11 protein-coding genes are annotated in these 13810 nt (G+C 65.2%); 6 read left to right on the top strand and 5 right to left on the bottom strand.

What is annotated here, in order from left to right; all coding sequences use genetic code 11:
* Nucleotides 1-64 precede the first annotated feature (64 nt).
* The 3 genes from dnaK to hrcA form a co-directional block, all read right to left on the bottom strand.
* Complete coding sequence (dnaK, locus tag BLV04_RS05215) at nt 65-1999, bottom strand: molecular chaperone DnaK (protein WP_093028798.1); 1935 nt, start codon at nt 1997-1999, stop codon at nt 65-67.
* 92 nt (nt 2000-2091) lie between these two features.
* A complete protein-coding gene (gene grpE / locus BLV04_RS05210; RefSeq protein ID WP_093028796.1) occupies nt 2092-2694 on the bottom strand; it encodes a nucleotide exchange factor GrpE in 603 nt (200 codons plus the stop codon).
* Between the two features lie 85 nt (nt 2695-2779).
* Complete coding sequence (gene hrcA, locus BLV04_RS05205; RefSeq protein ID WP_093028794.1) at nt 2780-3832, bottom strand: heat-inducible transcriptional repressor HrcA; 1053 nt, start codon at nt 3830-3832, stop codon at nt 2780-2782.
* Between the two features lie 242 nt (nt 3833-4074).
* Here hrcA and BLV04_RS05200 point away from each other — a divergent pair, with 242 nt between their 5' ends.
* The 5 genes from BLV04_RS05200 (at nt 4075) to BLV04_RS05180 (ending at nt 9676) form a co-directional block, all read left to right on the top strand.
* On the top strand, nt 4075-4968 hold the full coding sequence (locus tag BLV04_RS05200) for an NAD(+) kinase (protein WP_093028792.1): 894 nt from the start codon (nt 4075-4077) through the stop codon (nt 4966-4968).
* Between the two features lie 18 nt (nt 4969-4986).
* On the top strand, nt 4987-6654 hold the full coding sequence (gene recN, locus BLV04_RS05195; protein WP_093028790.1) for a DNA repair protein RecN: 1668 nt from the start codon (nt 4987-4989) through the stop codon (nt 6652-6654).
* Nucleotides 6655-6679: 25 nt separating this feature from the next.
* On the top strand, nt 6680-7687 hold the full coding sequence (locus BLV04_RS05190; RefSeq protein WP_093028788.1) for an NAD-dependent epimerase: 1008 nt from the start codon (nt 6680-6682) through the stop codon (nt 7685-7687).
* Nucleotides 7688-8013: 326 nt separating this feature from the next.
* Nucleotides 8014-8433 (top strand): ribbon-helix-helix domain-containing protein, encoded by a 420-nt coding sequence (locus BLV04_RS05185; protein WP_175534505.1) that lies wholly within the window; start codon nt 8014-8016, stop codon nt 8431-8433.
* Between the two features lie 73 nt (nt 8434-8506).
* A complete protein-coding gene (locus tag BLV04_RS05180) occupies nt 8507-9676 on the top strand; it encodes an extracellular catalytic domain type 1 short-chain-length polyhydroxyalkanoate depolymerase (protein ID WP_093028784.1) in 1170 nt (389 codons plus the stop codon).
* A 71-nt stretch (nt 9677-9747) separates the two neighbouring features.
* Here BLV04_RS05180 and BLV04_RS05175 read toward each other — a convergent pair whose 3' ends face one another.
* Nucleotides 9748-10746: a recombination-associated protein RdgC gene (locus tag BLV04_RS05175; protein WP_093029025.1), complete on the bottom strand. Its 999-nt coding sequence runs from the start codon at nt 10744-10746 to the stop codon at nt 9748-9750.
* A 258-nt stretch (nt 10747-11004) separates the two neighbouring features.
* Here BLV04_RS05175 and BLV04_RS05170 point away from each other — a divergent pair, with 258 nt between their 5' ends.
* The gene (locus tag BLV04_RS05170; protein WP_093029023.1) at nt 11005-12285 is read left to right on the top strand and encodes an HlyC/CorC family transporter; all 1281 of its coding nucleotides are present in this window, start codon (nt 11005-11007) and stop codon (nt 12283-12285) included.
* A gap of 49 nt (nt 12286-12334) precedes the next feature.
* Here the strand turns inward: BLV04_RS05170 and radA are convergent, their stop codons facing one another.
* A complete protein-coding gene (gene radA, locus BLV04_RS05165; RefSeq protein ID WP_093028782.1) occupies nt 12335-13696 on the bottom strand; it encodes a DNA repair protein RadA in 1362 nt (453 codons plus the stop codon).
* Nucleotides 13697-13810: the final 114 nt, after the last annotated feature.

Below are 13810 nucleotides of genomic sequence, written 5' to 3'. Positions count from 1 at the left end.
TTGCATGGAGGGCCCCTATCAAGGCCCGCATGAAGGGTCGTTTCGAGCTGTCCGGCCGCCCGATTTACTTCTTGTCGTCTTTGACCTCTTCGAACTCGGCGTCGACCACGTCGTCGCGTGCCGGACCGGCCGAACCTTCGGGCTCGCCGGCACCGGTCGGGCCGGCGCCGGGACCGGCACTGCTCTGCGCATAGAGCCGCTCCGCCATCTTCGCGGAGGCGTCGCCGAGCGTCTTGGTCAGCGCCTCGATACGGTCCTTGTCCTCGCCCTTCATGACCTCCTCGAGCTCCTTGATCGCGGACTCGATCGAGTCCTTCTCGCCGGACTCCATCTTCTCGCCGAGCTGCTCCATGGACTTGCGCGCCGAATGAATCATCGTATCGGCATGGTTGCGCGCGGCCACCAGCGCGTGGAACTGGCGGTCTTCCTCGGCATGGGCCTCGGCATCCTTAACCATCTGCGCGATCTCGGCGTCCGACAGACCGGACGACGCCTTGATGATGATCGACTGCTCCTTGCCGGTCGCCTTGTCCTTGGCCGAAACGTTGAGGATACCGTTGGCGTCGATGTCGAACTTGACCTCGATCTGCGGCACGCCGCGCGGTGCAGAGGGGATGTCGCTGAGATCGAACCGACCCAGCGACTTGTTGTGGATCGCCCGCTCGCGCTCGCCTTGCAGGACATGCACGGTCACCGCGTTCTGATTGTCGTCGGCGGTCGAAAAGACCTGCTGGGCCGAGGTCGGAATGGTGGTGTTCTTCTCGATCAGCTTGGTCATGACGCCGCCGAGGGTCTCGATGCCGAGCGAGAGCGGGGTGACGTCGAGCAGCAGCACGTCCTTGACTTGGCCGCCGAGCACGCCGCCCTGGATGGCCGCACCGATGGCGACGGCCTCGTCCGGGTTCACGTCGCGGCGCGGGGTCTTGCCGAAGAACTCCTCGACCTTGGCCTGGACCTTGGGCATCCGGGTCTGACCGCCGACCAGGATCACCTCGTCGACCTCGCCCGCCGTGAGACCCGCGTCCTTCAACGCGATCCGGCAGGGCTCGATGGTGCGATCGACCAGCTCCTCGACCAGCGACTCGAGCTTGGCGCGCGTGAGCTTGACGTTGAGATGCTTCGGCCCGGTCTGATCCGCCGTGATGTAGGGTAGATTGATGTCGGTCTGCTGGCTCGTGGAGAGTTCGATCTTGGCCTTCTCGGCGGCCTCCTTCAGGCGCTGCAGGGCCAGCGGGTCGTTGCGCAGATCCACGGCCTGGCTCTTTTTGAACTCGGCCACCAGGAAGTCGATGATGCGCATGTCGAAGTCTTCGCCGCCGAGGAAGGTGTCCCCGTTGGTCGAGAGCACCTCGAACTGATGCTCGCCCTCGATCTCGGCGATCTCGATGATGGAGACGTCGAAGGTGCCGCCGCCCAGATCATAGACCGCGATCTTCTGATCCCCGCGCTTCTTGTCCATCCCGTAGGCGAGTGCCGCCGCGGTCGGCTCGTTGATGATGCGCTTGACCTCGAGACCGGCAATCCGCCCCGCGTCCTTGGTCGCCTGGCGCTGCGAGTCGTTGAAGTAGGCCGGAACCGTGATGACGGCCTCCGTGACCGCGTGCCCAAGATAGTCCTCGGCGGTCTTCTTCATCTTCTGAAGGACCTTGGCCGAGATTTCCGGCGGCGCCATCTTCTTGCCGTTGACCTCGACCCAGGCGTCGCCGTTGTCGGCCTTGACGATCTTATAGGCGACCATGTCCTTGTCTTTGCTGACGACACTGTCCTCGTAGCGACGTCCGATCAGACGCTTGATCGCGAACAGGGTATTGGCCGGGTTAGTGACCGACTGGCGTTTGGCGGACTGTCCGACCAGGACCTCCCCGTCACCCGTGTAGGCGACGATGGACGGCGTGGTGCGGTCGCCTTCGGTGTTCTCAATGACCTTTACATTGTCGCCTTCCATCACGGCGACGCAGGAGTTGGTCGTCCCGAGGTCGATACCGATAATTTTACCCATGAGCATATTCTCCAAAAATGTGTCTTGTGTGGCCGAACGGCCTCCGAGTTGCCTCGGAGGTTGGGGAAAATCCCCGGTCGTTCAAGCCGATATCAGGATGCCTGTTGAGAGACCATGACCAGCGCCGGGCGCACCAAACGCCCGTTGAGCGTGTAGCCTTTCTGCATGACCGCCACCACGGTGTTCGGCGGCAGATCCGAGCGCGGCTGCATCGTCATGGCTTGATGAAACTCCGGGTCGAAGGGTTGCTCGATCGGGTCTACCGAGGCCACGCCGAAGCGATCCATCACATCGCCGAGCAGCTTCAGCGTCAGCTCCGTGCCTTCACGAAGTTTGGCGATATCGGCGCCCTCAGCGAGTGCGGCATCGTGTCCGAGCTCGAGGCTGTCGCGCACCTGCAGGAGCTCGCGTACGAAGCTGTCCAATGCGTACTTGTGGGCCTTCTCCAACTCGACGTCATGGCGCCGCCGGAGATTCTCCATCTCGGCGCGAACCCGCAGCGCCTGGTCGCGCAGCGATTCCGCCTCGGCGCGCGCGGCGGCCAGCTCCAACTGGAGCTCCTCGGGCGTCTGCGCAGCGCTCGCGCGATCGCCTTCGGCATCGCCCGAACGGGACGCAGAGGCATCCTCGAGAAGGGCCTCCTCGTCCGGCACCGACGCGTTCGATTCAGTCTGTTTTGCTGATTCCGTACTCATTACGATCTCCCGTATCCCGGTCCGCCGTCGCGCCGCGCCTCGATTCCGGCGTCTCGGCCCTACAACCGACCCCAAAAACCAAACACTATTGTCTGAGCGCCGCCGCCAGCAGTCGCGCGGTGACGTCCACGATCGGGATGACGCGCTGGTAGTCCATGCGCGTCGGGCCGATCACGCCCAGCACCCCGACGACCTCGTCGTCCACCCGGTAGGTCTGGGTCACGACGCTGCAGTCGTCGAGCAGCGAATAACCCGACTCCTCGCCGATAAAGATCTGAACCCCGTCGGCGGCGATGCAGCGGTCGAGGATGTGCAGAATCTCGCGCTTTTCGTTGAAGGCTTCGAACAGCTGTCTGAGCCGCTCCATGCTGGCCAGCTCGCCGAACTCCATGAGATTGGTCTGACCTGCGATAAAGCAGTCGTCCTTGCGCTCGGCCGACTCGATCACCTCGTGGGCCAGCATCACCGCGCGCATCATGAGCTGATCCATATTCCGATGCGTGCTCTTGAGGTCTTCGACGAGACGCTTGCGCACGTCCTTGATGTCCTGGCCGGTGAAGATCTCGTTGAGATAGTTCGACGTCTGCTCTAACTGCGAGGCGGTGAAGCGACGCTCGGTCGCGATGATGCGGTTATGGACCTCGCCCTCGCTAGTCACGAGGATCGCCAGCACCCGTGTTCCCGACAAGGGTAACAGCTCGATTTGGCGAAACACATTGCGCTCGTGACGCGGCAGCATGACGACACCGGCCAGGTGCGTGATGCCCGACAAGAGTGTCGACGCCGTCTCCACGAGCGATTTGGCGTCGGAGCGCGAATCGAAACGAGTCCGCAGACTGGCGATGTCGTCCTCGGACGGCGGACGCACGGTCAGCAGCGTATCGACGAACAGCCGATACCCCGCAACCGTCGGAACCCGTCCCGCAGAGGTGTGCGGCGAGACCACGAGACCCAGGTCCTCGAGATCCGCCATAACGTTGCGGACCGTGGCCGGACTCAGATCCAACCCGGTGTCTTTCGCCAAGGTCCGCGAGCCGACCGGCTGACCCTCCCGGATGTAACGCTCCACGAGCGCCTTCAGGAAATGGAGCGCACGATCGCTGACCTGACCCTCGGTAGTACGTGTCTCGATTGACAAGGTGCGTCTGCCATTGAACCGGCGATGATATGGATTCCGACCGCGGCGAGCGACGTCGTTGGAGCGCGTTCGAGCCGACCGGACGCAATTTAGCACTCACCCCGGCAGAGTGCTAACACCGCAATTTAGGGATTCGGGCCATGCCTGTCAAGGCTGCTCGGCGCGCCTATTGGCGTCATCCCTCGCCCATGCTAGTTTTAACGGCCGCAAGCCCTTCCGGATCCCAGCCTCCAACAGACCTCATGCCGCAATTCAACACCGTCGGCATCATCGCGAAGCAAGGCGACCCGGAAAAGGTGGTCGGGACATTGCGTCACCTCGGCGCCTACCTGCGTTCCCGATGCATCCAGGTGCGACTCGATGCCGAGAGCGCCCACCTACTCGGTGCGGAGGTCGGGGCAGCGGTCCCGATCGCGCAGCTCGGAGCAGGCTGCGATCTGGTCATCGTGGTCGGCGGGGACGGGACACTCCTGCACGCCGCGCGGATGATGGCCGCCTACGGCGTCCCTCTGGTGGGGATCAACCTCGGGCGGCTCGGGTTCCTGGTTGATGTCTCGCCGCAAGACATCGAGTCCGCGCTCGACCCGATCCTCGCCGGCGAATACCAATCGGATCGCCGCGCCATGTTGTCGGTGCGCGTGATCGCCGAGGACGGACTCGAGCGCAGCTACTCCGCCCTGAACGACGTCGTCATCCACAAATGGAATACGGCCCGCATGATCGAGCTCGAGATGGACATCGACGGTGTCTTCGTCTCCGCCCAACGCTCGGATGGCTTGATCATCGCCACCCCGACCGGATCGACGGCCTATGCGCTCTCGGGCGGCGGCCCGCTGGTCGACCCGGCCCTGGATGCGCTCTTGTTGGTACCCATCTGCCCGCACGATCTGAGCAACCGGCCGCTGGTCGTCCCAGGCGATCGGCGGATCGAGGTCAGGGTGCGCGGACTCGACCAAGGTCACGTGCAGGTGACCTGCGACGGACAGGCCGACCTGCAGCTGCCCCCGCGCGCGTCCGTCGAAGTGGTCCGACATCCGCATTCCGCACATCTGCTTCACCCGCGCGGCCACGATCATTATCAGATCCTGCGGGCGAAGCTCGGCTGGGGCGGGCACATGCCCCCCGTCGCGACTTGAGCCGTCGGACCTTCCCCGATGCTGACACACATCCTTGTCAAAGACCTGGCCATCGTCAGCTCGCTCGAGCTCGAGTGCACGTCGGGCATGACGGCGCTCACCGGCGAAACCGGTGCGGGCAAATCGATCATGATCGATGCTCTGGGCCTTGCCCTGGGCGATAAGGCGGACGCCGCCATGATCCGCGCCGGGTGCGAGCGCGCCGAGATCGTCGCCGGGTTCGATGTGGCGGCGGTCCCCGGTGCACGCGCCTGGCTCGCCGAGCAGGATCTCGACGAGGACGGAGACTGTCTGGTGCGCCGCCTGATCGTGCGCGACGGACGCTCGCGCGCCTATGTCAACGGCCGACCCGCCACCGGCGCCCAACTGCGTGACCTCGGCGACCTCTTGGTCGACATCCACGGACAGCACGCCCACCAATCGCTGCTACGCGCCAACGCCCAACGCGATCTTTTGGACGCCTACGGGGGCCATGCGGTCCTCGCCGCGTCGGTCGCCGCGGCCTTTCGCGAGTACCGAGGACTCGACCAACAGCTCGCGGCGCTGGAGTCGGCGCGACAGGAGCGGGCCGAGCGACTCGATCTGCTGCGCTTTCAGGTCGAAGAGCTGTCGGCACTGGGGCTGAGCGCCGCGGAGATCGAAAATCTCGACCTGGAACAGCGACGCCTGAGCCATCTGGGGCGCCTGCAGGACACCGCCGCGCGCGTCCTCGATATGCTGTCCGAGGCCGAGCCGGCGATCTGCGATCAGCTGCGCTCTGCCGGCTCCGATCTGGACGATCTGGCCGCCATCGATCCGGCCTTGACCGAACCTCGTGACCTGCTGGAAACGGCAGCCATCCATACCGGCGAGGCAGCTGCAAGTCTGCGCCATTATCTCGATGGCCTGGAGGTCGATCCCGCCGCGCTGGAAGCGGTCGAGACCCGCATCGCACAGATTCACGACCTGGCACGGAAATTCCGCGTCCTGCCGGTCGAGCTGCCGGACGCCCTGACCGCGCGTCAGGCCGAGCTGGAGACGCTCGAGCAGGCCGATCTGCGCCTCGGAGATCTGCGCGAGTCACGCGACACCGCGCTGCATACCTTTCTGGATCAAGCACGCGCGCTCGGCGATGCCCGCGCCGAGGCTGCCGAGCGCCTGAATAGGACCGTCACGGAAGCGATGCAGCAGCTCGGCATGGCGGGCGGGCGCTTCGCCGTGGAGATCGAGGCACTTCCCCCGGAGCGCGCGGGTGCGGGCGGCCTGGAGCGCATCGCCTTCCTGGTAAGCGCCAACCCGGGCCAGCCGTTACAGCCGCTCGCGAAGGTCGCCTCGGGCGGCGAGCTCTCGCGGATCAGCCTCGGCATTCAGGTCGCTACCGCCGAGTGCGGAAGCGTCCCGACACTGGTGTTCGATGAGGTCGATGTCGGCATCGGCGGCGGGATCGCCGAGATCGTCGGGCGTCTGCTGCGCCGACTCGGCGACTCGCGCCAGGTGCTCTGCGTGACCCATCTTCCCCAGGTCGCCGCCCAGGCCCACCAGCAGCTTCGGGTCCGCAAGGAGACGCTCGACGGTCAAACCTACACCCGCATCGAGACACTCGATCCGGATGCGCGGGTCGACGAGATCGCCCGCATGCTCGGCGGCACCAAGATCACGGCACGCACCCGCGACCACGCCTGCGAGATGCTCGGCTGGGCCGGATGACCCTCAATTACCACGGAGTAGATGCATGAAAGTCATGGTGACCGGCAGCGCCGGTTTTATCGGCTCGGCCCTGTCGTTACGGCTCCTCGCACGCGGCGACGAGGTGATCGGGATCGACAACCTGAACGACTACTACGATGTTGCCCTCAAGGAAGCACGACTCGCCCGCACCCTGCCGTTGGAAGGCTTCCGCGACGAGCGGGTCGACATCGAGGACGGTGCGCGCATGCGCGAGCTCTTCGCCCTGCACCGCCCGGATCGGGTTGTGCACCTCGCCGCTCAGGCCGGCGTGCGCTATTCCATCGAGAACCCGATGGCCTACGTCAACACCAACCTGGTCGGCTTCGCGCACATCCTGGAAGGCTGCCGGGATGTCGGGGTTGAGCACCTGGTCTATGCCTCGAGCAGCTCGGTCTACGGCGCCAACACCGCCATGCCCTTCTCGATCCATCACAACGTCGATCACCCCTTGAGCCTCTATGCCGCCAGCAAAAAGGCCAACGAGCTGATGGCGCACACCTACAGCCATCTGTATCGGATCCCGACCACCGGTCTACGATTCTTCACCGTTTACGGCCCCTGGGGACGGCCCGACATGGCGCTCTTCAAATTCACCCGTGCCATCCTCGCCGGGGAGCCGATCGACGTCTTCAACTACGGGAAACACCGTCGCGACTTCACCTTCGTCGACGACATCGTGGAAGGCGTCATCCGTGTCCTGGATCGCGTGCCGACCGGTGACCCGACCTGGTCCGGCGCACAGCCCGATCCCGCAACCAGTCAGGGGCCCTATCGCATCTACAACATCGGCAACAACAAGCCGGTCGAGCTGATGGAATATATCGGCTTCCTTGAGGAGGCCCTGGGGCGAAAGGCGCAGATGAACCTGTTGCCCCTGCAGCCGGGCGATGTCCCGGACACCTATGCCGATGTCACCGATCTGGTGCGCGACACCGGCTACTGCCCGGATACCCCGGTCGGCGAAGGGGTGGCGCGGTTCGTGGAGTGGTATCGGGGGTTCTACCGCGTCTAAACCGCGTCTTGAGTGACATGCGTTGTTCGAGCGGGTGCTCGGGCTTACGACGACTCGCGAGCTCGGGAGTCGACGCGGTTTAGGTGATTTCCAGGAAAGGGTCTTCCGACGTGTAGGGGCGACTTCAGTCGCCCCAAGACCACTTCATGCCTTGCAAGTATCCGCAGTCGGGATACTGAGTCCCGGTGTTCCCCTAAGTGATTTCTCGTGTATTCACGCACCGCACTCGGAAGGCGGCGCTCGGCGCCTGATCGCCTTGAGCTTTTCCTTGCAATCCCAATTCGCACCCCAATACCATCCTTACAGATGGTAAAGGGATGGTAAAGATGTCAGGCGAGCTTCAAGAGATCCGTCGAAAACCGGTCGACAGCGAGAAGATCACAATCAACCTCGGTTACGTGGACTTGGGCCATGTCGATCTGCTGGTGCAGGAGGGCTTCTATTCCAACCGCACCGACTTCATCCGCACCGCGATCCGCAGCCAGCTCGATCGTCACGGCGAGGCGGTGCGTCAATCGGTCGCCAGACACCGCCTCGACCTGGGCCTGCGCCGGTACAACCGGCACGAGCTGGAGCGGATACAGGCGGCGGGCGAGACCCTCCACATCCAGGTGCTCGGTCTCGTCGTCATCGCCGATGACGTGCCTGCCGATCTCGCACGCGACACCATCGCCTCGGTCCATGTGCTCGGCGCCCTCCAAGCGGCTCCCGCGGTGAAGGCCGCGTTGCGCGACCGCATCCGATGAGGGCAAACCAGCCACGCGGCACAGCAGCAGGGCGCGCCCGCGCCGAACTTCTCGACTCCAGGACCCCACACTCATGACCTCTTTGCCCAAGATCGACATGGCCGAAGTGACCCGCCTGACCCGCGAAGGTCGGCTCCAGGACGCCATGGCCCTGCTGCGCGGCGCTCAGGTCGATACGCCTGGATCGGATGGCGATCCGGCCTCCGCAGAGCATGCGTCGGGGCATCGGAGCGGCGTTGCCGTGCCGAAGATCCCCGAAGTCCTGCGCGACGTACTCGGTCGGATGAAGCAACGGCTCGCGGGACGCCTGCCCGGTCGAAGTACCGGATTCCCGATCGACCGTGCGCCGGTCGCGCTCCCGGACGGGGCGCGGTTCGAGGAACATATCCATACCGCAGCCGCGGGCACCCTCGCCTACAAACTCTATATCCCGAGCGGCTACCGCGGCCAGCCGCTTCCCCTGGTGGTGATGCTGCACGGTTGCACCCAGTCGCCAGACGACTTTGCGGCCGGCACCCGCATGAACGCCTTGGCCGAAGAGCAGCTGTTCCTGGTCGCCTATCCGGCGCAGTCCCTGTCGACCAGCGCCACCAAATGCTGGAGCTGGTTCAGCCCCGAAGACCAGCAACGCGGTCGTGGCGAACCCGCGCTGATTGCGGGCATTACCCGCGAGATCATTCGCGACTATGCGGTCGATCCCGATCGCGTCTATATCGCCGGACTCTCCGCCGGCGGTGCCGCTGCGGCGATCATGGGGGCCACCTACCCGGACCTCTATGCCGCGATCGGCGTGCATTCCGGGCTGGCTTACGGGGCCGCCGACGACATGCCGTCGGCACTTGCTGCGATGCGTCAGGGCGGAGCGTCTCAGGTCGCCTCGACCCATCGGCACCAAGGGCCGGACGGCAAGGCACCATTGGTCCCGACCATCGTCTTTCACGGTGATCGCGACACCACCGTCAACCCGGTCAACGCCGATCAGGTCATCGCCGGATCGCCCGGGGTGGCGCGTTTACGCAAAACGCTCGGTCAGGGCGAATCGGCCGGGGGAATCCGCTACACCCGCAGCATCTACGCGGACGATGCAGGACGGGCGCAGCTGGAGCAGTGGGTCCTGCACGGCACCGGCCACGCCTGGTCCGGCGGCAGCGCGGACGGCTCCTATACCGAGCCGCGCGGACCCGACGCCAGTCGCGAGATGCTGCGGTTCTTCATGGAGCACCCCCGCACTGCCGCGCCTTGAGGGCCGTTTGCGCCGCGGTCATTGCGCAGAGGGCGGATCTCCGAATGCGCGGTAGGCGACTTAAGTCGCCCCTACACCCACGGCGGCGGCTCCGCCGACGAAGGCGTGACCTTCGCGGGCGCGGATGCGGGTTCAGCCTGAGGCTCCTGGGCCGGCGTGCCGGCCGCATCCTCGTCGCCGACGAGGCCGAAGATCGCGTCCAGTCGGGCGATCAGCTCTCGTAGTTGCAGTGCGAGGATCGCAAGCTCGGCGTCCATGCGGGCTGCGGGCTCAAGGTCGCCGTCGTCCAGCTCGTTGAGCAGGGCGTCTCCAACACGCAAGCGTTTCAGCGACATGTCCTCGGCCAGGACGAAATCGAGTCGCTCGTCCCAGCTCAGGGCCAGCTTCAAGACCTGCTTGCCGACGCGCAGATGGGCGAGGATCTCCTCGCTGCCGAGATCCTGTCCGCGACAGCGGATCAGGCTTGCGGTGTCGCTGACATCGCGCAGCTCGCAGGCATCGCCGATCTGGAAATCGCTCGGCGCATCGCCGTTCAACAGCCAGCCGGTCATGACCCTAGGCGGCTCCATGCGCGGCGCGGGGGGGCGCGCCGGCAAGGTCTCGATGGTCTCGCGCAGCAGCGAGATCACGTCCTCGGCCTGCCGATCGCTCCCGGAATCCACCACCAACCAACCCGCCTCGGTGTCGACATAAAGAAGCGTGCGACGTGAACGGGTAAAGGCCCGCGGGAGCATCTCGGCCATGATCTGCTCGCGCAGTCGGCGCCGCTCGGCGCGACCTACGTCGCGGGACTCCGCCGTCTCCAGATCGTTGACGCGTTCCTCCAATGCCTCGGCGACCGCCGCCGAGGGGAGCAGCCGCTCCTGCTTGCGCGAGCAGATCAGGAAGCATCCCGAGACTGCATGAACGAGCGCGGTCGAGCCATCGCCGAGCGGCGCCGACCAGCCCATTGTCGCGGTTTCCAGAGGACCGCAGGGCCGAAAGCGGCGCTCGTCGAGACGGGCCTCGAGCGCGTCGGCGTCCAGACCAAACGGGCGTCCCAATCGATACAGTCGTACATTCTTGAACATCATCGGCCCCGGTCAAAAAGGCCGGGATTATGACCCAGCCTAGCCGAACTGCAAGCGCAGGGTCGAAATGTCGACGCGGCGGGACGCCGATCTGCGGATCGGATCGGATCTATCCGCGCAAGAGACCAGGAAGCGAGTGGAGGTCGGAATCCGGGGGATAGCGACGCAAGAACACGGAGTCGCGACGCGCCCGGCATGCGGTGTCGAAGCCGGTATACTGTGCGGAAGATCGACCCATCGCCAAGCTCGGAATCCAAGGTGGATGAACTCTCGCTACCCGGTCTCTTTCTCGCGCTAGTCCTGTTGCTCATGCTCTCGGCCTTCTTCTCCGGATCGGAGACGGCCCTGCTCACCATCAACCGCTATAAGCTCAAACACCTGGCGGACGGCGGCCACCGAGGCGCCCGCATGGCCCGTGCGCTGCTCGAACGACCCGACCGCTTGATCGGACTCATCCTGCTCGGCAACAACTTCGTGAATATCATGGCCTCGTCCCTGGCGACGATCATCGCCTTGCGACTCGGCGGCGAGGCCGCGATCGGCATCGCGGCCGGCATCCTGACCCTGGTAATCCTCATTTTCTCGGAAGTCGCGCCTAAGACCTACGCCACGCTGCACCCCGAACGCTTGGCCTTCTCGGCGGCATACATCTACAAGCCGTTGCTCAAACTGCTGTATCCGATCGTCTGGTTCGTCAATCTCTTCACCAACGGGCTCCTTCGGCTGATGGGGATCACGACTGAAGCCGTTCAGGGCACGTCGCTGACTCGCGAGGAGCTGCGCACCGTGGTCAGCGAGGCCGGCGCCATGATCCCCGAGCGCAGCCGCTCCATGCTGCTCGGCATCCTGGATCTGGAGCACGCTACGGTCGAAGACATCATGATCCCGCGCAACGAGGTGGAAGGGATCGACATCCAGGACAGCGATGACGAGATCCTGCAGGCGATCCGCAACTCCAGCTACACCCGGATGCCGCTGTTCGAAGGCGGTTTCGACAACGTCATCGGCGTCTTCCACGCCAAGCACGCCCTGCATGCGATCCTGGAGCAGGGTCTGGACAAGGAGCATCTGCGCGCAATCGCCCGCGAGCCCTACTATGTCCCGGAAGGCACGCCACTCTATCAACAACTGCTCAATTTCCAACGCGGAAAGCGACGCGTCGGGCTGGTGGTCGACGAGTACGGCGACTTTCTCGGGCTCATCACCCTGACCGACCTGCTCGAAGAGATCGTCGGCGAGTTCACGACCGATCCGGCCGACAGCATCCCGGAGATCCATCGCGGCGAGGACGGCAGCCTCTTGGTCGACGGCAGCATCGGCGTGCGGGATCTCAACCGGGCGCTGCGCTGGACCCTTCCCACCGATGGACCCCGGACACTGAACGGACTGATCCTCGAATACCTCGAAACCATCCCCGAGCCCGGCACTAGTCTCAAACTGCACGATCACCCGATCGAGATCCTTCAAACGGCCGACAATGGCGTGAAGACTGTCAAGGTCGTGACCCGCCCGGCTCGCAAGACGCGTACATTCCTGTAGGCTGTCGAGCGGGCGACGGGCGCGTCCGGTCCGGCACTTCGCCGGGCGCTCAGACCCCGTCGAGGGCCTCCGCGAGGGTCTTCACCGCCGTGATCTCCAACCCCTCGACACCCTCCTTGGGGACATTCCCGACCGGCACGATGGCCCGACGGATACCGTGCTTGGCCGCCTCGCGCAACCGATCCGGACCATTGGGGACCGGGCGAACCTCGCCCGACAGGCCGACCTCGCCGAAGACCGCAAGATCCAACGGAAGCGGTCGATCGCGGTAGCTCGACAGCACCGCCATGACCAGCGGCAGGTCGACGGCGGTCTCGGTGATCCGCACCCCGCCGACCACGTTGACGAAAACATCCTGGTTGAACATGGCCACACCGCCGTGACGATGCAGCACCGCCAGCAGCATGGACAGGCGGTTGCCGTCGAGCCCCAAGGCCACCCGGCGCGGATTGGCGAGCGGGCTCTCGTCCACCAGGGCCTGCACCTCGACCAACAGGGGTCGCGTCCCCTCGCGGGTCACCATGACCAGACTGCCCGGAACCGCCTCGTCGTGGCGCGAGAGAAAGATCGCCGAAGGGTTCTTCACCTCGCGCAGCCCGCGGTCGCCCATCGCGAAGACACCGAGCTCGTGCACCGCACCGAAGCGATTCTTGACCGAGCGCACCAAACGGAATGCCCCGCCCGGCTCACCCTCGAAATAGAGCACGGTGTCGACCATGTGCTCCAACACCCGCGGACCGGCCAGCGTCCCGTCCTTGGTTACATGACCGACGAGGAAGACGACCGTGTCCTGCTGCTTGGCGAAGCGGACCAATTGAGCCGCCGCCTCGCGCACCTGGGAGACCGAGCCGGGGGCCGATTGCAGCGCGTCGGTGTAGAGGGTCTGGATGGAGTCGACGACCATCACCCGCGGTCGCTCCCGGGACGCGGCCGCGAGGATCGCCTCGACATTGGTCTCGGCAAGCAGACGGATGCCCTCGCCCGCCAGCCCGAGCCGATGGGCGCGCAACCCGATCTGCTGGGGCGACTCCTCGCCGCTGACGTAGAGCACCGGCATGTGGCGCGCCAGCGAGGCGCTCGCCTGCAACAAGAGCGTCGACTTGCCGATCCCCGGATCCCCGCCGATCAACACCACCGAGCCCGTCACCAGACCGCCGCCCAGCACGCGATCCAGCTCGCCGATCCCGCTTTGGATACGCACCCGATCCTCGGGGCTGACCTCGGCCAAACTCTCCACGCGCGGGGACTCGGCCGCACCTGCGTAACCGCCGCGCACGGCGGGGCGCGCGATCTCCGCGGTCTCCACCATGCTGTTCCAGGCCCCGCAGTCCGGGCACTGACCCGCCCACTTAGGCTGACGCGCACCACAGGCGTTGCAGACATAGCCGCTGCGGGTCTTTCGGTTGCTCATCGGATAGGTCCACTCCGTTCAATCGATAGGCGCCATTCTAAGCCGACTCGGCCGGGCCGATCCGAGGCCAATCCGGAGAAGATCGGGCGCGCCGGGGGCCGCGCCCGGGGTCTC

This window comes from Thiocapsa roseopersicina (genome assembly GCF_900106925.1).
In the GTDB taxonomy this organism is placed as follows: domain Bacteria; phylum Pseudomonadota; class Gammaproteobacteria; order Chromatiales; family Chromatiaceae; genus Thiocapsa; species Thiocapsa roseopersicina.
Note: the sequence above shows the minus strand (reverse complement) of the source record. Positions and strands in the feature narration are given on the sequence as shown.

Excerpts from the sequence above, each read along its gene's own strand:
- dnaK (WP_093028798.1), bottom strand. The coding sequence starts at position 1,999 with ATGGGTAAAATTATCGGTATCGACCTCGGGACGACCAACTCCTGCGTC.
- grpE (WP_093028796.1), bottom strand. The coding sequence starts at position 2,694 with ATGAGTACGGAATCAGCAAAACAGACTGAATCGAACGCGTCGGTGCCG.
- BLV04_RS05200 (WP_093028792.1), top strand. The coding sequence starts at position 4,075 with ATGCCGCAATTCAACACCGTCGGCATCATCGCGAAGCAAGGCGACCCG.
- recN (WP_093028790.1), top strand. The coding sequence starts at position 4,987 with ATGCTGACACACATCCTTGTCAAAGACCTGGCCATCGTCAGCTCGCTC.
- BLV04_RS05190 (WP_093028788.1), top strand. The coding sequence starts at position 6,680 with ATGAAAGTCATGGTGACCGGCAGCGCCGGTTTTATCGGCTCGGCCCTG.
- BLV04_RS05185 (WP_175534505.1), top strand. The coding sequence starts at position 8,014 with ATGTCAGGCGAGCTTCAAGAGATCCGTCGAAAACCGGTCGACAGCGAG.
- BLV04_RS05180 (WP_093028784.1), top strand. The coding sequence starts at position 8,507 with ATGACCTCTTTGCCCAAGATCGACATGGCCGAAGTGACCCGCCTGACC.
- BLV04_RS05175 (WP_093029025.1), bottom strand. The coding sequence starts at position 10,746 with ATGTTCAAGAATGTACGACTGTATCGATTGGGACGCCCGTTTGGTCTG.
- radA (WP_093028782.1), bottom strand. The coding sequence starts at position 13,696 with ATGAGCAACCGAAAGACCCGCAGCGGCTATGTCTGCAACGCCTGTGGT.